The organism is Mesorhizobium sp. CA16 (genome assembly GCF_020165175.1).
GTDB lineage: Bacteria > Pseudomonadota > Alphaproteobacteria > Rhizobiales > Rhizobiaceae > Mesorhizobium.
The window spans coordinates 178,471-200,484 of the sequence record NZ_JAIUHP010000011.1 but is presented as its reverse complement, the minus strand read 5'-3'; the positions used below and the strand labels follow the sequence as shown (position 1 = coordinate 200,484).

Below are 22,014 nucleotides of genomic sequence, written 5' to 3'. Positions count from 1 at the left end.
CTTGTATGAGTTGATCTCGCCGGTCATCTTTCCCTACTGCCTACTGCCTACTGCCTACTGCCTACTGCCTACTGCCTACTGCCTACTGCCTGATCCAGGGAGCACTATCATGACAACGATCGCCTTCATCGGCCTCGGTAATATGGGCAATCCCATGGCCGCCAACCTCGTAAAGGCGGGTCATACGGTGCTGGGCTTCGACCTCGTGCCCGAGAACCTAGCCACTGCCAAGGAACACGGCGTCACCGTCATGGCGAACGCCGTCGCGGCGGTGAAGGACGCTGACGTCGTCATCACCATGCTGCCGGCCGGCAAGCATGTGTTGTCGGTTTATGAGGACATCGCGCCCAAGGCAAAGGAAGGTGCGCTGTTCATCGATTCCTCGACCATCGATGTCGAATCGGCTCGCAAGGCGCATGCCATTGCCGCGAAGCATGGTCACCCGTCGATCGACGCACCCGTCTCCGGCGGCACGGGCGGCGCCGCTGCCGGCACACTCACATTCATGGCCGGTGGCTCGGATCAGGCGTTTGCCGCTGCCGAGCCGATCCTGAAGCCGATGGCCGGGCGCGTCGTTCATTGCGGCGGCGACGGCGCCGGACAGGCGGCCAAGATCTGCAACAACATGATTCTCGGCATCTCGATGATCGGCGTCGCCGAAGCCTTTGTGCTGGCCGAAAAGCTCGGCCTGTCACACCAGGCGCTGTATGACGTCGCCTCCACTTCCTCGGGCCAGTGCTGGTCGCTCACCACCTATTGCCCGGTGCCCGGCCCTGTTCCGGCCTCGCCGGCCAACCGCGACTACAAGCCCGGCTTTGCTGCCGCGCTGATGCTGAAGGACCTGAAATTATCGCAGGAAGCCGCGCAGAACGCAGGCGCCGCGACTCCGCTCGGCGCCGAAGCCACGCAGCTCTATGCCTTGTTCAATGCGCAAGGCCACGCCGGCGCCGATTTTTCCGGCATTATTAATTTCCTGCGCGGAAATCCGGCATAAGTCTCTGCTTTTGAAGGGTTATTTCCAAGATTTGCCGGTGCGAAGCCGGCAAATTTAGATTTGCTTAAGGTCTTGCTAACGCACCGGTAACGATGTGCCTTTAAAACGGACTGCGAGGCGGACATCGCGTCTGCCCGGCGCTCCGGATCAGGTCTCGCGTACCGGAGCCCGTAAATTTCGCAAGTATTCTCGTAGCGAAATGCCATGTGTATCTGGCAAAGCCGCGTTCCCGCAGGGACGCGGTTTTTGCGTTTCGGAGACGCCCTCCGCGAGCCGTTCAGGAATGGACCGGGCGCTTAGAGCAATTCCAGGAAAAGTGTGAGCGGTTTTCCGCCCGGAATTGCGTCAAAACAAGGAGATAGAGCATTTCGCCGTTTTCGTGAAACGGTGAAATGCTCTAGTCAGGAGCGCCCGGAGAACATCCGCTTAGCGCTTGCGCAAATCGGCGTCAGCGAGATCGAGCGCCCTGGCGATGCGTTCGCAAGCCATGTCGATCGTGTCGCGCGTCCAGATCAGCGGCGGCGAGAGAATCATAGTGTCGCCGGTGGCCCGCAGCATCATGCCCTGCGCGATCGCGTGGTCGCGCACGACGACGGCCGCATTTCCCGATGGCAAATAACGTTCCTTGGTCGCCTTGTCCTTGACGATCTCGATCGCGCCCATCAGGCCGATCGAGCGCACCTCGCCGACCAGCCTGTGTCCGGCGATCCGCTCCTGCAGCGCCTGCGCGAAATAGGGACCGGTGTCGTTCTTGACCCTTTCGACCAGGCCTTCCTTCTCGATGATCTCGAGGTTCTTGAGCGCCACCGCGCAAGCCACCGGATGACCGGAATAGGTGTAGCCATGGTAGAACTCGCCGCCTTTCTCGACCAGCGTCTTGGCGATGCGGTCGCCGACCAGCAGCGCCGAGAGCGGCTGGTAGCCCGAGGTGAGCGCCTTGGCGGTGGTGATGGTGTCGGGCTCGATCCCGAACGTCTGCGCCGCGAACCATTCGCCGGTGCGACCATAGCCGGTGATGACCTCGTCCAGCATCAAAAGCACATCGTATTTGCGGCAGATGCGCTCAACTTCCGGCCAGTAGCTCATCGGTGGGATCTTCACCCCGCCCGCGCCCATCACCGGCTCGCCGATGAAGGCGGCGACCTTGTCGGCGCCGGCTTCGAGGATCGCGTCCTCGACCGCCTTCGCCGCGCGGATGCCGAAATCATGGTCGCTTTCGCCGGGCAGCGCGAGCTCATAGGCATAGGGCATCATCACATGGACGATGTTGGGCACGGCACCGCCGAGCTGCTTGTGCATCGGCTCCATGCCGCCGAGCGACGTGCCGGCTACGGTCGAGCCGTGATAGGCCGACTTGCGCGAGATGACGCGGTTCTTCTCGGGCTTGCCTTCAAGCGCCCAATAGTGGCGCACGAGCCTGAGCGCCGTGTCGTTGGCCTCCGACCCGGACGAACCGTAGAAGACCTGGCTGACATGCGTCGGCGCCAGCTCCGCCAGCTTCTTCGACAACAGCACCGGCGTCGGCGTCGAGCATTTGAAGAAGGAGTTGTAGTAAGGCAGCTCCTTCATCTGCGCGTAGGCCGCCTCGGCCAGCTCATCGCGGCCATAGCCGACATTGACGCACCACAGGCCCGCCATGCCGTCGAGGATTTCGGTGCCGTCGGCATCGTAGATGAACGGGCCGTTGGCATGGGTGATGATGCGCGAGCCCGTCTCGCGCAGCTCCTTATGGTCGGTGAAGGGGTGCAGGTGATGCGCGGCATCGATCTGCTGAAGCTGCTTCAGCGAATAATTCTGATAGGTCATGGATTTGATCTTTCCTCTTGAATCAATCCGGCAGCGGCCGGGGCGGATTCGTCAGAGGAAGCGGGGCGGCGAATAGCCGATGCGGGCGCACAGCCGCAACAGCTCGGCGCGCAGCGTGCGCGGTGACGGCGTCACCGCGACCCCGAAGGCGCCTGATGTGCTGAAGCGGATCATGGCAGCAGCTTACGCCGCCTGACGCCCAGAATTCAAGCCATGCCTATGAGGCAGGCTTACCCAGCGCCCGTTGCAGGAAAACATAGCGCATTGCCGTCTGCGCCGCCTGCGGCCGGCGGTCGCCGCGCCCGCCATGGCCGCCTTCGGTCTCCTCGAAGAACAGCGTCCTGCCGTGACCTGCCTCTTGCAGCCGCGCCGCCATCTTACGCGCATGTCCGGGATGGACGCGGTCGTCGGCGGTGGACGTCATCAGGAGCACCGGCGGATAGGCAGCGCCCGCCTTGACATGCTGGTAAGGCGAATAGGCACCGAGCCAGGCCGCCTCCTCCGGCTTCGACGGATCGCCATATTCAGCCATCCACGAGGCGCCGGGGGGCAGGTCGGTGTAGCGCAGCATATCGAGCAGCGGCACGTCGATGATGACGGCGCCGAACAGCTCCGGCCGCTGGGTCAACGACGTGCCGGTGAGCAGGCCGCCATTGGAACCGCCCTGGATGCCAAGCTGCGCCGCCGTGGTGATGCCGCGCCGGACCACGTCCTCGGCCACGGCCGCGAAATCGTCGAAAGCGTTCTGGCGCTTGCCCTTCAGCGCCGCCTGATGCCAGGCCGGACCGAACTCGCCGCCGCCTCGGATATTGGCCTGGATATAGGCGTTGCCCCTGTCCAGCCAGAGCCTGCCGCGAATGCCGGCATAGCCGGGCAGCAGCGGCACTTCAAAGCCGCCATAGCCGTAGAGCAGCGTCGGCACCGGTCCTTTCTGGTCGCGCCGCCGCACCACGAAATACGGGATCATCGTGCCGTCCTTCGAGCGCGCCTCGAACTGCTCCGAGATATAAGGCGAGGCGTCGAAGCGGGCCGGCTGCGACTTCACCGTTTGAAGCGTCTCGCCATTGTCATCCGACCAGATGATCGAGCTCGGCGTCAGGAAATCGGTGAAGGAGAAGGAGACGCTCGACCCGAAATGCTCGACATGGCTGATGCCGACATTGCCGTTGTCGGGCAGCGCTATCCGCTTCAGCGACCAGCCTTCTGCGGCGCGGTCGCAGGCGATGATCTTGCCGCGCACATTGTCCATCAGGTTGATGAACAGCCGGTCCTGCGTCCTGGCGAGGCCGGCGATCGAAACGCGGTGCGCCGGCTCGAGCACGGTCTGGAACGGACCGAAGGCACCGTTCTCGATCCAGCGATCGAAATCGACCGAATAGAGCCCGTCGGGCAGGCAGCGCGTGCCGTCCGGCGCCGTCCAGGGGCTGCGCACGCCGAAGATCAGTTGGCCCTTGAAGACCACGGTGTCGGTGGCGTCGTCGGGCAGCGGGATGCGCCGGTTCTCGCCCGAAGCCAGCCGCAGGAAACTGTGCGAAGTGAAGAAGTCGAGCGTCTTGCCGAGCAGCACGTGCCGCTTGTCGCCGTCATATTCGACGCCGCCGCCGACCGCGAGATGTTGTTTCTCGCCTTCGAGGATCGGCGTGGCGTCCTCGAGCTTGGCGCCGCGCCGCCACAGCTTGATCACGCGCGGGTAGCCGGACTGCGTCTTGTCGTCTTCCTCGAAAGCGGCGGAGACGATCACGGTATCTTCGTCCAGCCAGGAAAAGCCCGACTTGGAAGCGGGCGCCCGAAACCCGTCCTCGACGAAGGATTTCGTCACGATGTCGAATTCGCGCATCTCGCTGGCATCGCCGCCATCGGGCGACATGTAGAGCAGGCAGCGGTTGAAATCGGGATAGAGCCGGCTCGCCCCGCCGAACACCCACTTCACGCCTTCCTTCGCGGAAAGCTGATCGAAGTCGATGATCGTCTCCCAGTCGGGCTTGTCGGTCTTGTAGGACGCGACCGTCGTGCGCCGCCAGAGACCCAGCGCATTGGTCTTGTCCTGCCAGAAATTATAGACGTAGCCGGCAAGCGCAGCCCCGACGGGCATATTGTCCTCGGCGGTCATCAGGTCGAGCGCGGTCTCGAACGCGGCCTGATAAGAAGGATCGCCCTGCAGTTCGGCGACCGTCAGCACATTCTGGCGATGAACCCAGTCCAGCGCTTCCTTGCCATTGCGATCCTCAAGCCAGAGGTAGGGATCGTCGGCGGTCAATTCGAGCTGGGTTTTGGTCATCGTGCTGGTCATGCAGGTCTCCATCCGGCGGCCCCGCCTACATCGCGTTCGCTGCCTTGATATTCAAGAGCCATTCGGGGCCGATTACAAAACCCGCCTGCGCGCGATCGTCGCCGCCGCCAGCGCCGCGGAGATGGCGCCAAGCGTGACCGGCAGGCCGGCGGCGCCGATGACATCCATGACGCCGCCGGTGAGCGGCGGCACGACGATGCCGCCAAAACCCCACATCAGCGAGAAGGCGGCATTGCCGGCAACCAGCGCCGACCCGGTGAAGCGCTCGCCGAGCTCGATGATCGACATCGTGTAGATGCCGTAGGAAACGGCGCCCCAGATAAAGACGCAAGCCCAGATCAGCGGCGTCTCGATCAGCGCCGGCAAAGCCACGCATCCAAGGACGGTCACCGCCACGCAGCCGAACCGCACCAGGCGCGCCGTCAGCCTTTCGGCGAGCAGGCCGAGCGGCACCTGCATGGCGATGTTGCCGGCGATCATCACGGAAAGCAGCGCCGACATACGCGCTTCGGGAATGCCGTGATGCGTCCCATAGACCGGCAGCAGCGCCAGTATCGCCTGCTCGAACCCGGCCGCGACGATCACGGCCGACATAAGTAGCCAGGCCATTGGTATGAAGCCCAGCACCGAAACTTTGTTCTCGGCCTCGTCGACGTTCGGCAGCCTTTTCACCACCACGGCCAGGCAGCCGCCGCAGAAGAGGAAGGCAAGAATGCCGACAAGGAAAGGCGGCCAGCCTTCCGTGCCGACGCCGAGCAGGCAGAGCGGCCCGGCCGCGAAGCCCGCCGAGATGATGGTTGAATAGATGCCCATGACGCGGCCGCGCCGCGCCGGCGGCGCAAGCGCAATCACCCAGATTTCGCTCAGGACATAGAGCGGGTTGGTCACCACGCCGATCAGGAAGCGCAGCGGGAACCACAGATAGACATTTTGCGTCCAGCCGATCAGCGCCAGCACCAGCGCCGAAAGCGCCGCGCAGGTCAGCGCGGTCCGCCCCGCCCCGAACCGGCGCGCCAATCCCGGGATCAGCGGCGAGGACAGGATGAAGCCGACCGGCGTCATCGCCGCCGACAGCCCGATCATCGCCGGCGAAATGCCTTGCCGCTGCAGGATGAAGCTGAGCAGCGGATAGGAAAGCCCTTGCGCAATGGCGAAGACGGAAACCGTCGCGATCACGCCGGTGATCGCGGCCCACTGCACCGTCTCGTCGCTTTCCGAGCCCGCCAGCGCCATCAATGCCGCTCCAATCTTCGGAGCCTTAGCCGCTACCGGCGACAGCCGTAAGGGCCAACGGCGAAAGCGCATGCTCCAGCCAGTCCCTGTCAGGAGCGCTGGCGCTGCCAGGATCGGCACAAGGTAGCGGCACCCAGCAACGCATGGAGCCCGACGATGACGGCAGGCAGCCGAGCGGCCGATCGCCTGCGGCCGCCTCCCCTTCCGTCATGTCGCTTCCCTCGCCCTAGTGGTCGCCGCCTCCTCACCGGCTGTATTGCTGCCAGTCCATTATGCCGGCCAAATTCGCATCCTCACGAGGCCTCTCATGACTGCCGCCCTTCATCCTGCCGAGCCGGCACTGGCAACCGATCGCGCCCGCCGTGGCGGCCGCGCGGGAAAGCGCGCCGGCGGTTCGGCCGCCTTCGAGCAGCCCGCCTTCCGGCAATTGAAGAACCCGCTGACGCCGACCAGGCTGGTGTCCGATGACGAATTGGAATCAATCCACCTCGCCTCACTGCGCGTGCTGAGGGAAATCGGCGTCGACGTTCTGCACGACGAGGCCCGCCGCATCATGAAGGCGCATGGCGCGGACGTGCGCGAAGGCTCGGAGCGCGTGCGCTTCGACAGCGACATGATCCTCGAGCTTGTCTCGCACTGCCCGTCGGAATTCACCCTGCATGCCCGCAACCCGGCGCATAATCTGCGCTTCGGCGGCAACAACGTCATCCTGTCGATGATGGCTTCGGCGCCGAACTGCTCCGACCTCGACCGCGGCCGCAGGCCCGGCAACCAGGCCGATTACCGCAACTTCCTGCGCCTGGCGCAGATGCACAACATCCTGCACTGCACCGGCGGCTATCCGGTCGAGCCGATCGACATCCATCCGTCGGTGCGGCACCTGGAATGCATTCGCGACCTAGCCATGCTGACCGACAAAGTCTTCCACATCTATTCACTCGGCAAGGAACGCAACGTCGACGGCATCGAGATCACTCGCATCGCGCGCGGCATCAGCCGCGAGCAGCTGATGCAGGAACCGTCGGTCTTCACCATCATCAACACCAATTCGCCGCTCAAGCTCGACGTGCCGATGATGGAAGGCATCATCCAGATGTCGAGCATGGGCCAGGCCGTGATCGTCACGCCCTTCACGCTGTCCGGCGCCATGGCGCCCGTCACCGTCGCCGGCGCGCTGGTGCAGCAGAACGCCGAGGCGCTCTCGGGCATTGCCTTCGCGCAGATGGTCAAGAAAGGCGCGCCGGTCGGCTATGGCGGCTTCACCTCCAATGTCGACATGAAGTCCGGCGCGCCGGCCTTCGGCACGCCCGAATATATGAAGGCGCAGCTCGTCGGCGGCCAGCTCGCGCGCCGCTACCAAATTCCCTACCGCACCTCCAACACCTGCGCCGCCAATACGGTCGACGCCCAGGCCGCCTATGAAAGCGTGTTCTCGCTGTGGGGCGCGATCCAGGGCGGCGGCAATCTGATGATGCATGGCGCCGGATGGCTGGAAGGCGGCCTGCGCTGCTCCTATGAAAAGACCATCCTCGACATCGACCTTTTGCAAATGGTGGCCGAATTCCTCACCCCGCTCGACCTCTCCGAGGATGCGCTCGGCTTCGACGCCATGCAGTCGGTCGGTCCTGGCGGTCATTTCTTCGGCACCCAGCACACGCAGGAGCGCTACAAGACCGCCTTCTATTCGCCGATCGTGTCCGACTGGCGCAATTTCGAGACATGGTCCGAGGCGGGCTCGCCGACGGCGATGGAGCGGACCAACAAGGTCTGGAAGGAGCGCCTTGCCTCCTACGAGGAGCCGTATATGGATCCGGCCATCCGCGAGGAGCTCAACGACTTCGTCGAGAAACGCCGCGCCGAAGGCGGCGCGCCGACGGATTTCTGACCATCTGTGTTGAGGATGAATAGTCGACCCCCACTCCGTCGAGCTTCGCTCGACACCGCCCCCCCCCCCGGCGCGCTCCGCGAGCCACCTCTCCCCCGATCGACGGGGGAGAGGAAAGGCGCGAGGCGATTCCAGCTGTCTCCTTTCCTCTCCCTCCGGAGGGGGGAGAGGTGGCGCCGCGAAGCGGCGACGGAGTGGGGGAAGGCGCTGTTCAAACGCGAAGCCGTCGCAAACAGGGCACGACCCAGCAAGCCGGAAATCAAACGGATTTGGTGCACAGTCGACCCCCACTCCGTCGAGCTTCGCTCGACACCTCTCCCCCGATCGACGGGGGAGAGGAAAGGCGCGCGGCGATTCCAGCTGGCTCCTTTCCTCTCCCTCCGGAGGGGGGAGAGGTGGCGCCGCGAAGCGGCGACGGAGTGGGGGAAGGCGCTGCTCAAACGCGAAGCCGTCGCAAACAAGGCACGACCAAGCGCGCAAGAAATCTCCGGCAAGCCGGCAATCAAGCGGAAGCTTTGCTTTGGCTTGAATTGAAGTCACGCAAGCTCGGCGGCTATCGCTTTACGCGCCAGTTTTCCATCGGACCGTTCTTCGCCGACTTCGCTTGCCGCGAGCGTCGGCTCGTCGTCGAGGTCGATGGATCCCAACACGCCGACAGCTCATATGACCGCCGCCGCGACCACTTCATGCAGGCTCAGGGCTACTCGATCCTGCGCTTCTGGAACCATGACGTCCTGAAACATCGTGCTTCCGTCTGTGAAACCATCCTCGCCGCGCTCGACGGCAGGCTGGCCGAAAACATCGCGGCGTCCGATCTCCGCTTTGTTTTCACACCTCGATCCCTCGATTCAGTATTTTCAAACACGGATCTATCTGCATGAAATCCCACGTAAAAGCGGTTGTCATCGGCGGCGGAGTCGTCGGCTGTTCGGTGCTCTATCACCTCGCCAAGGCCGGCTGGACCGACATCATGCTGATCGAGCGCTCGGAGCTGACCTCCGGCTCGTCCTGGCATGCGGCGGGCGGCTTCCATACGCTGAACGGCGACCCGAACGTCGCCAAGCTGCAGGCCTACACGGTCCAGCTCTACAAGGAGATCGAGGAACTCTCCAGGCAGTCCTGCTCGCTGCATCTGACCGGCGGCGTCATGATGGCCGATACGCCCGAGCGCATGGACTTTCTGCGGCTGGCTCACGCCAAGGGCCGCTATCTCGGCATGGATACCGAGCTGATCACGCCCTCGGAAGCCAAGGCGATGTTCCCGCTGATGGACGAAACGAACTTCGTCGGCGCCATGTGGGATCCGGTCGAAGGTCATCTCGACCCTTCGGGCACCACCATCGCCTATTCCAAGGCGGCAAAAAAGCTCGGCGCCGAGATCGTGCTGCGCAACCGCGTCGTCGACCTGACTCAGCAGCCGGACGGCACCTGGAACGTCGTCACCGAGCAGGGCACGGTCCATGCCGAGCACGTCGTCAATTGCGGCGGCCTGTGGGCGCGCGAGATCGGCCGCATGGTCGGCGTCGAGCTGCCGGTTTTGGCCATGGAGCATATGTACCTTTTGACCGAGCCGATGCCGGAGGTCGAGGAATTCAACAAGTCGACCGGCCGCGAGATGATCGGCGTGCTCGACTTCAAGGGCGAGATCTACACCCGCCAGGAGCGCAACGGCGTCCTGCTCGGCACCTACGAGAAGGCGTGCAAGCCGTGGTCGCCGGTCAACACGCCGTGGGATTTCGGCCATGAGTTGCTGCAGCCCGACATCGACCGCATCGCGCCGTCGCTGGAGATCGGCTTCAAGCATTTCCCCGGCATCGAGAAGGCCGGCATCAAGCAGATCATCAACGGCCCCTTCACCTTCGCGCTCGATGGCAATCCGCTGGTCGGCCCGGTGCAGGGCCTGACCAATTTCTGGTGCGCTTGCGCCGTCATGGCCGGGTTCAGCCAGGGCGGCGGCGTAGGCCTCGCGCTCTCCAACTGGATGGTGCATGGCGATCCGGGCTTCGACGTCTGGGGCATGGATGTCGCTCGCTTCGGCGAATGGGCGAGCCTGCGCTACACCAACGCCAAGGTGCGCGAAAACTATTCGCGCCGCTTCTCGATCCGCTTCCCGAACGAGGAACTGCCCGCCGCCCGTCCGGCGCAGACGACCCCACTTTACGACACCATGCTCGCCAACAACGCCGTCATGGGCGATTCGTGGGGCCTGGAAACGCCGCTCTGGTTCGCGCCGAAGGGCACGGAGCCGAAGGACCTCGTCTCCTTCCACCGCTCCAACGATTTCGGCCCGATCGGCGAGGAAGTGCGCGCCACGCGCGACAGGGTCGGCGTCACCGAGATCGCCAACTTCGCCAAATACGAGGTGTCCGGTCCGGGCGCGGAAGATTTCCTCAACCGGCTGATGACCAACCGCATGCCGAAGGTCGGCCGTATCGTGCTGACCCCGATGGTCAACGAATTCGGCAAGCTGATCGGCGACTTCACCATCGCCAAGGCCGGCCCAAGGAATGGAGAAGACCGCTTCATGATCTGGGGCTCGTCCGCAGCGCAGAAATATCACATGCGCTGGTTCGAGAAGCACCTGCCGAAGGATGGCTCGGTGCGCATCCACCGCTTCGACCAGACGCTGGTCGGTCTCTCCATCGCCGGGCCGAAATCGCGCGACCTGCTGCAGAAGCTCGTCGATGTAGACGTCTCGACAAAGGCCTTCCGCTTCATGGACTTCCGCGAGATGGCGGTCGGCGGCGCGCCCTGCATGGTCAACCGCATCAGCTATACCGGCGACCTCGGCTACGAGATCTGGATGGCGCCAGCCTATCAACGCCTCGTCTACAAGGCGATCAAGGAAGCCGGCGCGGAATTCGGCATCGTCGATTTCGGCATGCGTGCGCTGCTCTCCATGCGCCTGGAAAAGAATTTTCCGACCTGGTTCCGTGAATTGCGTCCGATCTACGGACCGTTCGAAGGCTCGATGGACCGCTTCATCAAGCTGGAGAAGAACGACTTCATCGGCCGCGAGGCGTCCGCCAAGGAGCATGCCGAAGGGCCGAAGCTGCGCCGGGTCTCCTTCATCGTCGACGCTGCCGATGCCGACGTGATGGGCGACGAGCCGATCTGGGCCAAGGTCGGCAAGGACTACGGCACGGTCGAGAAGCCGCATGGCTACGGCGCGCCGCGCTTCGACACGTCAGGCAAGGAAGTGCGCGGCTCGAAGGCCGCCGAAGGCGCTTCGGCCGTGCGCGGCATCGTCGATGGCGACTGGCGCGTCATTGGTTGGGTGACCTCGGGCGGCTATGCGCATTACGTGCAGAAGTCGATGGCGCAGGGCTATGTGCCGGCCGCTCTTGCCGAGGACGAAAGCGCCGGCCTGTTCGAGATCGAGATTCTCGGCCACCGCCGCCCCGCCCGCATCAATGTCGAACCGCCTTTCGACCCGAGCGGCGAGAAGATGCGGACCTGAAGCCCCATTGTTGGATTGCGTCGGTAGCTATGGCATGGTCCGAGCCCACTACCGGCGCATCAGCATGAGAAGACCGTCCCCTTGCGGCAACTAGAGAAATGGACCGATTGGCTCTGCGATGAACGGGTCGGTCCATTCAGCGCGGCGGTTGCGTCGGTCCTCCTCTACTGTCTGACCCAGATCGTCATGATGGCCCTGCTGTCCCATGTTGCGGGCACGGGCGTCGGTGTCGACGATGCAGAGCAATTGACGGAAATGCGGTTCCTGGCCGCCGGCTACGGCAGCTCGCAGCCGCCTCTATACACCTGGCTGGCGACGCTTGCGGCCTCGCTGGTCGGAACCAGCGTCCTTGCCCTCAAGATCGTCAAATACGGCCTGCTGGCCGCGGGGCTGGTCGCCTATTTCACCGCCATACGCCGCCTCGGCTACTCGAACCGCGCCGCGGCGGCCGGCATATTCGGATTGCTGCTGTTTCCTCAGATCTTCTGGGAGATGCAGCACGCCCTCACCCACTCGGTCGCCATATTCTGTTTCACCTCGGTGCTGCTTCTGGCGCTGGTCGAGGTGGAGAAGCGGCGATCGGCTGTTGCCTATGCGTTTTTCGGCCTGGCGACGGCGGCCGCGATGCTGTCGAAATACAACATCGTCATCTTCCTTGCCGCCCTGTTCCTGGCATCTCTCTCGGTTCGCGAAACGCGTGAGGCGATTTTCGACCGCCGTTTCGCAATCAGCGTGGCGGTGGCGGTCCTTGCTTGCCTGCCGACGCTTTATTGGAGCCTGACACATCTGGAAGACCTGCTCGCGCACCAAGGGGGCCTGGGCGTCGCCGAAGGCGGCAGCGTTGCGAAAACGGCGCTTCTCGGCATCCGCAGACTGGTCAACGCGATCGTCAATTTCGCTGGACTGCCGGTCGTGATTTTTGCCGTCGCCTACGTCCTGGCGACAAGAAAACGGACGGATCCGCCTCAGCCGGTACGGTGGCCGGAAAAGCTGTTGTGGCGGGCGATCGTACTTGGTTTTGTGGTCATGGTCACAGTCGTGTTGGCGGCCGGCATCACCCAGTTTCGCGACCGCTGGATGCTACCGATCTTCATCCTCTTGCCCGCGGCGCTCGCCATGCGCTTCGACGCCATGGGCCAGAAGGGCCGAAAGACGCAAGCCACCATTGTCTTCGTCGGCGCTCTCCTTGCCATATTGGTGCTGCCGCTGAGCTGGTACATGCATCTGCACGGCGGCGACAGCCGCGGCAGCATCGTGCGCATGGATTACCGCTCGCTTTACGACCAGATCAACGCCGACGGGCCAGTCAAGACCGTGGTCTCGAGCTGGTTCTGGGTCGGCAATCTGCGCCTGGTCGATGCCGATCTCATCGCGCTCGATGATGAGACGCCGGACTTCGCCAGGTCGATCCGCGAGCCGGCGGTGCTCGTGCTTACCGATGACAGGGAATCGTCCTCGGAGGTTTTCGAAGAGTTGGCGAAGGTCGGCTACGTGATGGACACCATCCACCGCACAATTGAAGTGCCGCAGGCACTCGGCTTTCCGCCCCGCAAGGTCACGATTACCAGACTGCACAAGAAGCCCGCGCAGTAAGCTTCAGGTGGGACGAATGGACAAGCTAGGCTTCGGCCGCCATCGCAAGATCATGCCCTTCGAGCCAAGCTCGGTCGAAGCGCTGCGCGAGGCCTCGCGTAAAAAGGCGGCCTCGCTCAACCAGCATCTGCTGGGCTATGGCGCGACCGCCGAAGCCGAGTGGGCGACGGCGGGCGTCGCCGCGCCGGACTTGGCCGAAATGCGCAGATACCGGCTGGACCGCATCCGCGCCGAGCTGAAGCGCCGCGATTATGCCGGCGCCCTGCTCTACGACCCGGTCAACATCCGCTACGCGACGGACTCGACCAACATGCAGCTCTGGGTCGCGCACAATTCGACACGCCACTGTTTCGTCGCCGCGGAAGGGCCGGTGGTGCTGTTCGACTATTTCTCCTGCGAGCACCTGTCCGACCATTCGGGCGTCGTCGACGAGGTGCGCCCTGCGGTATCGTGGATATATCTCTACAGCGGCGAGCTCACCGAGCAGAAAGTCCGGCGCTGGGGTGCCGGTATCGCCGAGCTCGTTGCCGAGCATGGCGGCGGCAACCGCCGCATTGCCGTCGACCGCATCAACCCGGAAGGCGTTGAGGAACTCGCCCGCCGCGGCATCGCGATAGGCAATGGCGAGGCGGTGATGGAGAATGCGCGCCTCATCAAATCGCCGGACGAGATCCTCGCCATGCGCCGCGCCATCGTCGCCTGCGAGGCGGCAATTGGCGAGATGGAGACAGCGCTGAAGCCCGGCATCTCCGAAAACGAGCTCTGGGCGGAACTGCATCGCGGCAACATCGCGCGCGGCGGCGAATGGATCGAAACGCGGCTTTTGTCATCGGGACCGCGCACCAATCCCTGGTTCCAGGAATGCTCCTCGCGCGTCATCGAGGATGGCGACCTCGTCGCCTTCGACACGGACCTGATCGGTCCCTACGGGTTCTGCGCCGATCTTTCGCGCACATGGCTTTGCGGCGACGGAAAGCCGTCGAACGAGCAGCACGACCTCTTCCGCATCGCCGCCGGTCAGATCGCTCATAACACCGAACTGATGCGGCCGGGCATCTCCTTTCGCGATCTCGTCGAACGCTCGGCGGTGCCGCCGGACGACTGTTATCCGACGCGCTACGGCGTGCTCTATCACGGGGTCGGCTTGGCGGACGAATATCCGACGCTGCCGCATGCCGGCGACTGGACCGACGACACGCCGGACGGCGTGCTCGAACCCGGCATGGTGCTTTGCGTCGAAAGCTATATCGGCAGGCTTGGCGGGCGCGAAGGCGTCAAGATCGAGGAGCAGATCCTGATCACCGAAACCGGCAACGAGAAGCTTTCAGCCTACAAGCTGGACGAGCGGCTGCTCTGATGCGCTTTCGACGGCCGCGACGGCGTCGCGCATCGCGGCAACGATTTTTTCCGGCGTCGTTCGGGCGGTGATATAGGGCAGGCCCTTGCGCCGCGCCGTCCAGCCGACCACCTTCACGCCTCTCGCCGCCGGCTCGAAACGTTGCGCCAGCGCCCAGCTTTCGCAGTCGATGGCCGCGACCTCGGCCCTGCCTTCCGCGACGGCCACAATCGACGACCGGTGGCCGCCGCTTTCGCCGCGCGAGGCGAAGATGTCCAGGCTTTCGCCCATCGCCTCCAGGTCGCGCTGCAGGCCGATCAGCCCGGACATCGAATCCGGATTGTTGAAGGTGAAGCGCCTGCCGCGGAGAAGGTCGATCGGGATGAGGGCCTTGCCGTCCGCGGGCGAGGCAATCCCCGGTCCGCCATCCGCCGGCATCACCAGCGCGCTGGAATAGAGCTCTCCCTGCCCGCCCTCGAACGCATCGTAGCTCGGCTGCGCAACCACCTGCACATGCCGCGCAAGACCGAGTTCCATCGGCCCCCAGCAGGTTTGCCCGAAGAGCAGCGCCGGGCTCAGCCAGAGCTGGTGAAAGTCCAATTCTTCCGGGGGCAGCGTCGCCGGGTCGGGTGCGATCGGCTTGCCGGTGTCATCGAGTATGCCGCCGGGAACTCCTGGCAGCTCGCGATTGCTGCGCACGACCGCCTCCGGCGCCTCGATGCCCCTTTGCCGGAAAGCGTCACGGAGCCGCGCCCATTGCGCGTCGACTTGGCCACGCGCTTCGGACCAATCATACATAGGCAGGGCCGCAACGAACTTGCTCATGTCGAATAGCTTTCAAAGGCAAGCGGCCTTCGGCGCCTGCGTTCCGCCGCGCAAAAAGCGTCGCGGAAAGTCGAAATTACTCCTTCGGCGGCTCGGCGGGAACCGGCGCCGTGCCAAGTCCGCTGACATTGCGCGCCCTGACGCGCGGCTTGAAGGCGCGGCCCGGTTCCGGCGTGCGCCGCAGCACCGGATGAACGATCGGCTCCTTGGCCCTGAACGCATGGGCCTTCAGCATCGCAAAATAGTTCGGATAGGCATAACCGTTGTTCATCCGCAGCCATTCCTCGCGGCGCTCGCGAAAGAGCTTCGGCAGCCGGTACCAGGCAATGGTCGGGCTCTTGTGATGAACGAAATGCAGATTGTTGTTCAGGAACAGGAAGGAGAGCGGCGAGCGCTCGACGATCACCGTTCGCCCCTCCGGATGCTCCGACCACTGGTGCTCGGCATAGGTGCGGATCGAGATCAGTGACTGGCCGAGCCACACCGGCACCAGGATATAGAGCCACAGCGGGATGCCGAAACCGAACGTGACGATCGGCGCCACAATCGCGAGGCCGACGGCATGCAGCAGCCAGGCCTTGCGGATCGCTTTGTCGCCGGCAAGGATCTGCTTGGCATCGTCGATGAAGAAACCGACCGAGGACAACCACGGACCGAGGACGAGGCGGCCAACCATGGTGTTGTTGATCTTGAGCAGAAGCTTCATTGTCGGCGGCAGGCCCTCATGCATCCAGAGCGCCTGATAGTAGCTCTCCGGATCGTCAAGCGGATCGGTCAGGCGCTCGTCTGCATGATGGCGAAGGTGGATGGTCTTGAAGCGGCGGAACGGCCAGACCATGCCGATGGGGAGGAAGACGAAGGCTTCATTGATCCTGGCGTTGCGGGTCGGATGACCGTGCAGCACTTCGTGCATGATCGAGGATTGCAGAGCCAGGATAAAGGGCAGGACGGCAAGCGCCAGAAGCGGATGGGATGGCCAGACAAGGAAACCGGTGGCGAGCCATGCGCCGTAGCAGAAGAGTGTGAGGAAGACTGTCGGCCATTCGACAGCCGGTGTGCTGCGACGTCTCTTTTTCGTGCCGGTATTCACGCTTGCCATGCTCTTGACCACTGCCCCCCAGTCGCCGGAACCAACTCGATTCCTGACAACATTGTGTCAGTAGCCTGCCGTTATATCAATGCGACAATGCGCACAAACCGTTGCGAATGCGCATTTTTGGCGGCATATGTTATACATTGTAAACAGACATCGGGATTCATTTCCGCCTGAGCCACGTTCAGAACGACTCCGGCGCAAATTTTTCCTCTCCGACACGGAAGCAGCGTGATGGACAAGCGCGATCTATCGACGACCTTTCGGGAGCGCCTGAAATTGCTCTTGACACGGTCCGACCTGAACCAGTCGGCCTTCGCGACGGCGGTCGGCATCGACCGTTCGGCGCTGTCGCAGCTCCTCTCCGGCGCCTCGACCCGCCTGCCGCGCGCCGAGACCCTCCTCAACATCGCCGCCGAGTTCAAGGTATCGCTCGACTGGCTGCTGGGCCTGAGCCAGGACGAAGGTGTCACCGGCGAAATCAGAGAAAGCCTGGAGATCGAAGAGGCGCCCGACGGCTTCGACCGCACGCTTTTGGCCAAATGGCATGCCGAGGCAGCCGGCACCAAGATCCGCTATGTGCCCGCGGGCATTCCCGACCTTCTGCGGACCGAGGCACTGGTGGAATATGAGGCCGGCATTGCCAACAAGAGCCGTGAGGCGCAGGCAGGCGAAACGCAATATCGCATCGACTACAACCGTCGGCCGGAGACCGACATGGAGGTCTGCATGCCGCGCCACACGCTGGAGATCTTCGCGCGCGGCCTCGGCGTCTGGGATCGTTTCCCCGAGGCCGAACGGCGCAAGCAATTGCTGCACATGGCGGCGCTGCTTGACGACCTTTATCCGACCTTTCGCCTGTTCCTCTATGACGGCCGCATTCGCTATTCGATCCCCTATACGATCTTCGGCCCTTATCGCGCCGCAATCTATGTCGGCGACATGTATATCGTGCTGAGCGCCACTCAGCCGATCCGCACGCTCACCAGCCATTTCGACAACCTGATCCGGGCCGCCGACATCAACGCGCACGAGGCCGCGAGCTTTGCGCAAAAGCTGGCCGCAATGTCCTTCCCATCAAGCTCTGCCTGATCGCGCGCTTCGGCATCATCTTGGTCGCCGGTCATCGTTCCAGGGAAACCCGTGGCCTTTCGCGGCCGCAAATTCGTTGACTGGACATAAAGACTTCTTTATATCGTTATTTGAATTTGAACGCGAAAGCCATTCCAGGCAGGAAATTCAGGGCCATGACCGCGACCAACCCTATTGACGCACTGCTTGCCGAGAAAGGCGTGCTTTTGGCCGATGGCGCTACCGGCACCAATCTGTTCGCGATGGGTCTGGAGGCCGGGGAAGCGCCTGAGCTGCTCAATGAGGCGGCGCCCGAGACCATCGCCAGCCTGCATCAGAACTTTGTCGACGCCGGCGCCGATATCATTCTCACCAATTCCTTCGGCGGCACTCGTCACAGGCTGAAGCTGCATCATGCGCAGGATCGCGTCCACGAGCTGAACAAGCGCGCCGCCGAGATTGCCCGCTCTGTCGCCGACAAGGCCGGCCGCAAGGTGATCGTCGCCGGCTCCGTCGGCCCGACCGGCGAATTGCTGGTGCCGCTCGGCGCCATGACCTATGACGAGGCGGTCGAGGCCTTCGCCGAACAGATCGAGGGCTTGAAGGCCGGCGGCGCCGAAGTCGCCTGGATCGAGACCATGTCGGCGCCGGACGAGATCCGCGCCGCGGCTGAGGCCGCCATCCGGGTCGGCCTGCCCTATACCTACACCGGTTCCTTCGACACGGCCGGCCGCACCATGATGGGCCTGCTGCCGAAGGATATCCACGCCGTCGCCGATGGCCTGTCGCAGGCCCCTCTCGGCGTCGGCGCCAATTGCGGCGTCGGCGCTTCCGATATCCTGGCGTCGCTGCTCGACATGACCGAGGCGAAGCCGGATGCGACCGTGATCGTCAAGGGCAATTGCGGCATTCCGGAGTTCCGCGGCGCAGAGATCCATTATTCCGGCACGCCGGAGCTGATGTCCGATTATGTGCGGCTGGCGGTCGATGCCGGCGCCAAGATTGTCGGCGGCTGCTGCGGCACCTCGTTCGCGCACCTTGCTGCCATGCGCAAGGCGCTGGACGCGCACACCAAGTCGACCCGCCCGACCGTCGAGACGATCGTCCAGCGCATCGGCCCGATGCGCAACAAGGCGGCGACGGCAAACACCGCCGAGACCAGCGAAGCCCGCCGCGAGCGCCGGCGCAGCCGCGCCTGATACGTTTTCTACTTGCTGTTTTCAGCGTAGCGCGACAGCGCGGTATTGAGATCGGTGCCGGCGCTGCCCTGGTTGTCGGCGCCCATCGTCATCAGGGCGCCCGATGCGCCGGGGTCGCTGATCTGCTCGAGCATCGAGCGAAAACGGTCGTTGTTGAGGGCCGAAAGCGCTGTGTTGCGCGCCGCGTCGACATCGTTCCTGATGCGCGCGGCTTCCGCTGAAGCAGCGGACGGTCCGCGCACCGGGGCATTGGCCGCCGTCGAGTTCACGTTCCCCATTGTCGCGATATGCACTGCTGATCCCTCAAACCCTTGTCAGCACCGACTAACAGAAGCTCGTTGCGGCGAAGTTCCGGAAAAGCCGTGCAATTTAACGATCGAAAAAAGGCCGGCAGGATCTGTCCCGCCGGCCTTTCCTTCAATCCGCAATGGCCTACTTGTTGCCGTCCAGCGATGAGGCCAGCCGCACCAGCGACAGGAACTCCGCCCGATAGCCGAATGGATCGGCGCCGCGCGCGGCATTGGCGATCTCTGCGATGCGGTCATAGCTGAAATTCGCGGTCTGATCCTCGTCGCGCAGCTTCTGCCCGAAGGCCGCGACGGCAACCGAAAAACGTTGGTCGGCGCCGGCCGCATCGAAGGACGAGACCTCATTGGCGGCGGTCACCGGCGTGGTGATGAGCTTCGAGACGTTCTCGTCCGGCAGCTTGTAGCGGATCTTGACGAAGGCATATTCGCCCGCATTGGCGACGCCGCCATTGTCGACCTTGGCTTGGCCGTAGCGCAGCGGATCGACCTGCTCGCCGCCGCTGCCTTTAGGCGTGATCTCATAGACCGCGGTCACCGAATGGCCCGAGCCGATATCGCCGGCATCGACGCGGTCATTGTTGAAATCCTCGCGCTTCAGGGCGCGGGTCTCATAACCGACGAGACGGTATTCGGAGACCGTGGCTGGGTTGAACTCGACCTGAATCTTGACGTCCTTGGCGATGGTGAACAGCGTCGAGGAGGCATCCTCGACCAGCACCTTCTCGGCTTCGGCCAGCGTGTCGATATAGGCCGCCGTGCCGTTGCCATTCTGCGCGATGGTCTGCATCATCTGGTCGTTCAGATTGCCGCGGCCGAAGCCGAACACCGAGAGGAACACGCCCGTCTTCCGCTCCTTCTCGATCAGCCGCTTGAGGTCGTCGTCACTGGTCTGGCCGACATTGAAGTCGCCGTCGGTGGCAAGCATCACACGGTTGACGCCGTCCTTGACGAAGGATTGCTGCGCAAGCTTGTAGGCCTCGCGGATGCCTTCTTCGCCGGCCGTCGAGCCGCCGGGCGCCAGATTGTCGATTGCCGCAAGGATCTTCTGCTTTTCCGCCCCCTTGGTCGGCATCAGCACCGTGCCGGCATTGCCGGCATAGGTGACGATCGAGACGGTGTCGTCTGGCTTCAGTTTGCTCACCAACAAGCGGAAGGCGGATTTCAGCAGCGGCAGCTTGTCGGGCTCGTCCATCGAGCCCGAGACGTCGATCAGGAAGACCAGATTGGCCTTCGGCTGCTCGGCCGGCTTAACGTCGAAACCCTTGATCGCGACATGCATGAGCTTGGTGTGCTCGTTCCACGGCGTCGGCATGACGGTGACGGTCGAGTTGAACGGCGTTGAAGCCGATTCCGGACCCTTCCACTCATAGGGGAAGTAGTTGATCATCTCCTCGATGCGGACCGTGTCCGGGTCGGGCAGACTGCCTTCCTTGAGCGAGCGACGCACGAAAGAATAGGAGGCGGTATCGACGTCGATCGAGAAAGTCGAGACCGGATCCTGGGCTGTTTCATGCACCGGATTGGTTTTGACATTCTCGACGCGATCGCGGTTTTCCTCCTGCGGCTGCAGTTGGTCGACCGGCATGGGCGCGGGCTGCACCATCAGCTTGGAATCGGCGACGGCGGGCGGAGACGCCGGAACGGCGGCCGCGCCGCCTGCCGGCGCCTTGTCGGCCCGCTCAGCCTCATCGACGCTAGGCGGTGTCATCGACATGATCACTCTGTTTGACGACCCGTCCTTGCCGCCGGCCGCGAGCTGGCCGCTCCCCGCCGGCGCAGGCTGCAGGGCGCGCTTGCTCTCCGGCGCCGCCTCCTGCTTGAGCAGGCTGTCGACCTCGGCCGCCGGCTTGGGCGGCGTTGCCGGCACCGTTTGTGAATTGGCCCGAGTCTCGGCGTCGGCGTCTGTCTTCTTCTGCTTGGCCGGCGCCGCTGACAGCGGCTCGTTGATCGCGGGCTGTTCCGGCCCAGGCTTCTGCGCCGCCGGCTTGTCGGCCAAGGTCTCGGTGACCGTGCCGTTGCCGCCGACGACGGGCGGGTGGTCCTTCAGCATCTCGAAAGCGGCATAGCCGGCGATAGGCAGCGCGACCAGCGCGGTGATGGCCGGCGTGGCGATGAGTTTCCGTTGCATGATGTCTCTCCAGAGCATTCTTGCTCGCTCCGTGAGACGAAGGCCTGCGAACGTTCCTTGGCGAACAGGCGAGATTTTTTCGTCGAGGTCGAAAGCCTGCATCGCGGCGGCGAACGCGCGCGCCTTCGCCTCGCCGTCCGGCGCCGGTACCGCGATATCGCGCAGCCTTTCGAGTTCGTTGTCGTCGACCATGGTCACACTTCCCCGGCTGAGCGCATCAGCAGCTTCAGCCGTTTCTTCGCTTCATGGATGTGCCAGGACACCGTCGTCTCCGAGATCGCCATGATCTCGCCCGCCGCCGCGTGGTTGAGACCTTCGCCATAGACCAGCAGCACCGCGTCGCGTTGCTTGTCGGGCAGCATCCGCACCGCCGCCCACAGCGCCTCGGCCGGATCGTCGATCTCCGCCGACGCGTCGCCCGCGATCAGCGCATAGGCGCCGTAGGCATCGGTCTTGGCGGTGTCGCGGGCGCGCTTGCGCATCATGTCGCGCGAAGCGTTCAGCGTCATGGCATAGAGCCATGTCGTGAAGGCGCCGCTGCCCTGATAATCGCGGATCGCGCGGCCGAGCCGCACGCAGACGTCCTGGGCGATGTCCTCGGCGTCGGCTTTGCGGCCGCACCAGCGAAAGGCGGCGCGATAGACGAAGCCGTAATGCCTTTCGAGCAATCTGCCGAAAGCACCCCTGTCTCCGCCCCTCGCCCGCCCGATCAGTTCGGCATCGGAGGCTTCGCCGTCGTCCAGCATCATCGCCATCATTTGCCTGTTGGACGAAGGCTAATGGCCAATCCTTG

General features: G+C 63.8%; 17 protein-coding genes. 8 read left to right on the top strand and 9 right to left on the bottom strand.

The genetic code is table 11. The features are described from left to right. Positions 1-109: 109 nt before the first annotated feature. The gene (gene mmsB, locus LB525_RS17420) at positions 110-994 is read left to right on the top strand and encodes a 3-hydroxyisobutyrate dehydrogenase (protein ID WP_224545532.1); all 885 of its coding nucleotides are present in this window, start codon (positions 110-112) and stop codon (positions 992-994) included. A 426-nt stretch (positions 995-1,420) separates the two neighbouring features. Here mmsB and LB525_RS17415 read toward each other — a convergent pair whose 3' ends face one another. From LB525_RS17415 to LB525_RS17400, 4 genes are all read right to left on the bottom strand, one after another. Then, entirely contained in the window at positions 1,421-2,800 is a 1,380-nt protein-coding gene (locus LB525_RS17415) for an aspartate aminotransferase family protein (RefSeq protein WP_224545531.1), read from the bottom strand. A gap of 51 nt (positions 2,801-2,851) precedes the next feature. Beyond that, a complete protein-coding gene (locus LB525_RS17410; RefSeq protein ID WP_040969798.1) occupies positions 2,852-2,974 on the bottom strand; it encodes a hypothetical protein in 123 nt (40 codons plus the stop codon). A gap of 43 nt (positions 2,975-3,017) precedes the next feature. Continuing rightward, positions 3,018-5,090, bottom strand: coding sequence for a prolyl oligopeptidase family serine peptidase (locus LB525_RS17405; RefSeq protein ID WP_224545530.1), 2,073 nt, complete (start codon positions 5,088-5,090; stop codon positions 3,018-3,020). 72 nt (positions 5,091-5,162) lie between these two features. Further along, complete coding sequence (locus tag LB525_RS17400) at positions 5,163-6,323, bottom strand: MFS transporter (protein ID WP_224545529.1); 1,161 nt, start codon at positions 6,321-6,323, stop codon at positions 5,163-5,165. 307 nt (positions 6,324-6,630) lie between these two features. Between LB525_RS17400 and LB525_RS17395 the strand changes: the two genes are divergently transcribed. The 5 genes from LB525_RS17395 to LB525_RS17375 all read left to right on the top strand — a co-directional run bounded on the left by LB525_RS17395 (position 6,631) and on the right by LB525_RS17375 (position 14,618). Continuing rightward, the gene (locus LB525_RS17395; protein ID WP_224545528.1) at positions 6,631-8,208 is read left to right on the top strand and encodes a trimethylamine methyltransferase family protein; all 1,578 of its coding nucleotides are present in this window, start codon (positions 6,631-6,633) and stop codon (positions 8,206-8,208) included. Between the two features lie 395 nt (positions 8,209-8,603). Beyond that, the gene (locus LB525_RS17390) at positions 8,604-9,089 is read left to right on the top strand and encodes an endonuclease domain-containing protein (protein ID WP_411967020.1); all 486 of its coding nucleotides are present in this window, start codon (positions 8,604-8,606) and stop codon (positions 9,087-9,089) included. Further along, positions 9,086-11,668, top strand: a complete 2,583-nt coding sequence (locus LB525_RS17385) for an FAD-dependent oxidoreductase (protein WP_224545527.1) — start codon at positions 9,086-9,088, stop codon at positions 11,666-11,668. Before LB525_RS17390 ends, LB525_RS17385 begins: the two co-directional genes overlap by 4 nt. A gap of 186 nt (positions 11,669-11,854) precedes the next feature. Beyond that, positions 11,855-13,261, top strand: a complete 1,407-nt coding sequence (locus tag LB525_RS17380) for an ArnT family glycosyltransferase (RefSeq protein ID WP_224545526.1) — start codon at positions 11,855-11,857, stop codon at positions 13,259-13,261. Positions 13,262-13,277: 16 nt separating this feature from the next. Then, a complete protein-coding gene (locus LB525_RS17375) occupies positions 13,278-14,618 on the top strand; it encodes a M24 family metallopeptidase (protein WP_224545525.1) in 1,341 nt (446 codons plus the stop codon). Here the strand turns inward: LB525_RS17375 and LB525_RS17370 are convergent. Both LB525_RS17370 and LB525_RS17365 read right to left on the bottom strand, forming a co-directional pair. Next, the gene (locus tag LB525_RS17370; RefSeq protein ID WP_224545524.1) at positions 14,586-15,422 is read right to left on the bottom strand and encodes a phosphate/phosphite/phosphonate ABC transporter substrate-binding protein; all 837 of its coding nucleotides are present in this window, start codon (positions 15,420-15,422) and stop codon (positions 14,586-14,588) included. The two genes, LB525_RS17375 and LB525_RS17370, sit on opposite strands and share 33 nt — an antisense overlap. A 76-nt stretch (positions 15,423-15,498) precedes the next feature. Then, positions 15,499-16,521: a fatty acid desaturase gene (locus tag LB525_RS17365; protein ID WP_224545523.1), complete on the bottom strand. Its 1,023-nt coding sequence runs from the start codon at positions 16,519-16,521 to the stop codon at positions 15,499-15,501. A 228-nt stretch (positions 16,522-16,749) separates the two neighbouring features. Here LB525_RS17365 and LB525_RS17360 point away from each other — a divergent pair, with 228 nt between their 5' ends. Continuing rightward, positions 16,750-17,607: a helix-turn-helix domain-containing protein gene (locus LB525_RS17360; RefSeq protein ID WP_224545522.1), complete on the top strand. Its 858-nt coding sequence runs from the start codon at positions 16,750-16,752 to the stop codon at positions 17,605-17,607. A 155-nt stretch (positions 17,608-17,762) separates the two neighbouring features. Then, on the top strand, positions 17,763-18,785 hold the full coding sequence (bmt, locus tag LB525_RS17355; protein ID WP_224545521.1) for a betaine--homocysteine S-methyltransferase: 1,023 nt from the start codon (positions 17,763-17,765) through the stop codon (positions 18,783-18,785). A gap of 8 nt (positions 18,786-18,793) precedes the next feature. On the opposite strand, the gene LB525_RS17350 is transcribed toward bmt, so the two are convergent. The 3 genes from LB525_RS17350 to LB525_RS17340 form a co-directional block, all read right to left on the bottom strand. Then, entirely contained in the window at positions 18,794-19,078 is a 285-nt protein-coding gene (locus tag LB525_RS17350; RefSeq protein ID WP_224545520.1) for a hypothetical protein, read from the bottom strand. Between the two features lie 139 nt (positions 19,079-19,217). After that, positions 19,218-21,413 (bottom strand): vWA domain-containing protein, encoded by a 2,196-nt coding sequence (locus tag LB525_RS17345; RefSeq protein WP_224545519.1) that lies wholly within the window; start codon positions 21,411-21,413, stop codon positions 19,218-19,220. Positions 21,414-21,415: 2 nt separating this feature from the next. Continuing rightward, positions 21,416-21,976, bottom strand: coding sequence for an RNA polymerase sigma factor (locus LB525_RS17340; RefSeq protein WP_095765551.1), 561 nt, complete (start codon positions 21,974-21,976; stop codon positions 21,416-21,418). Positions 21,977-22,014 lie beyond the last annotated feature (38 nt).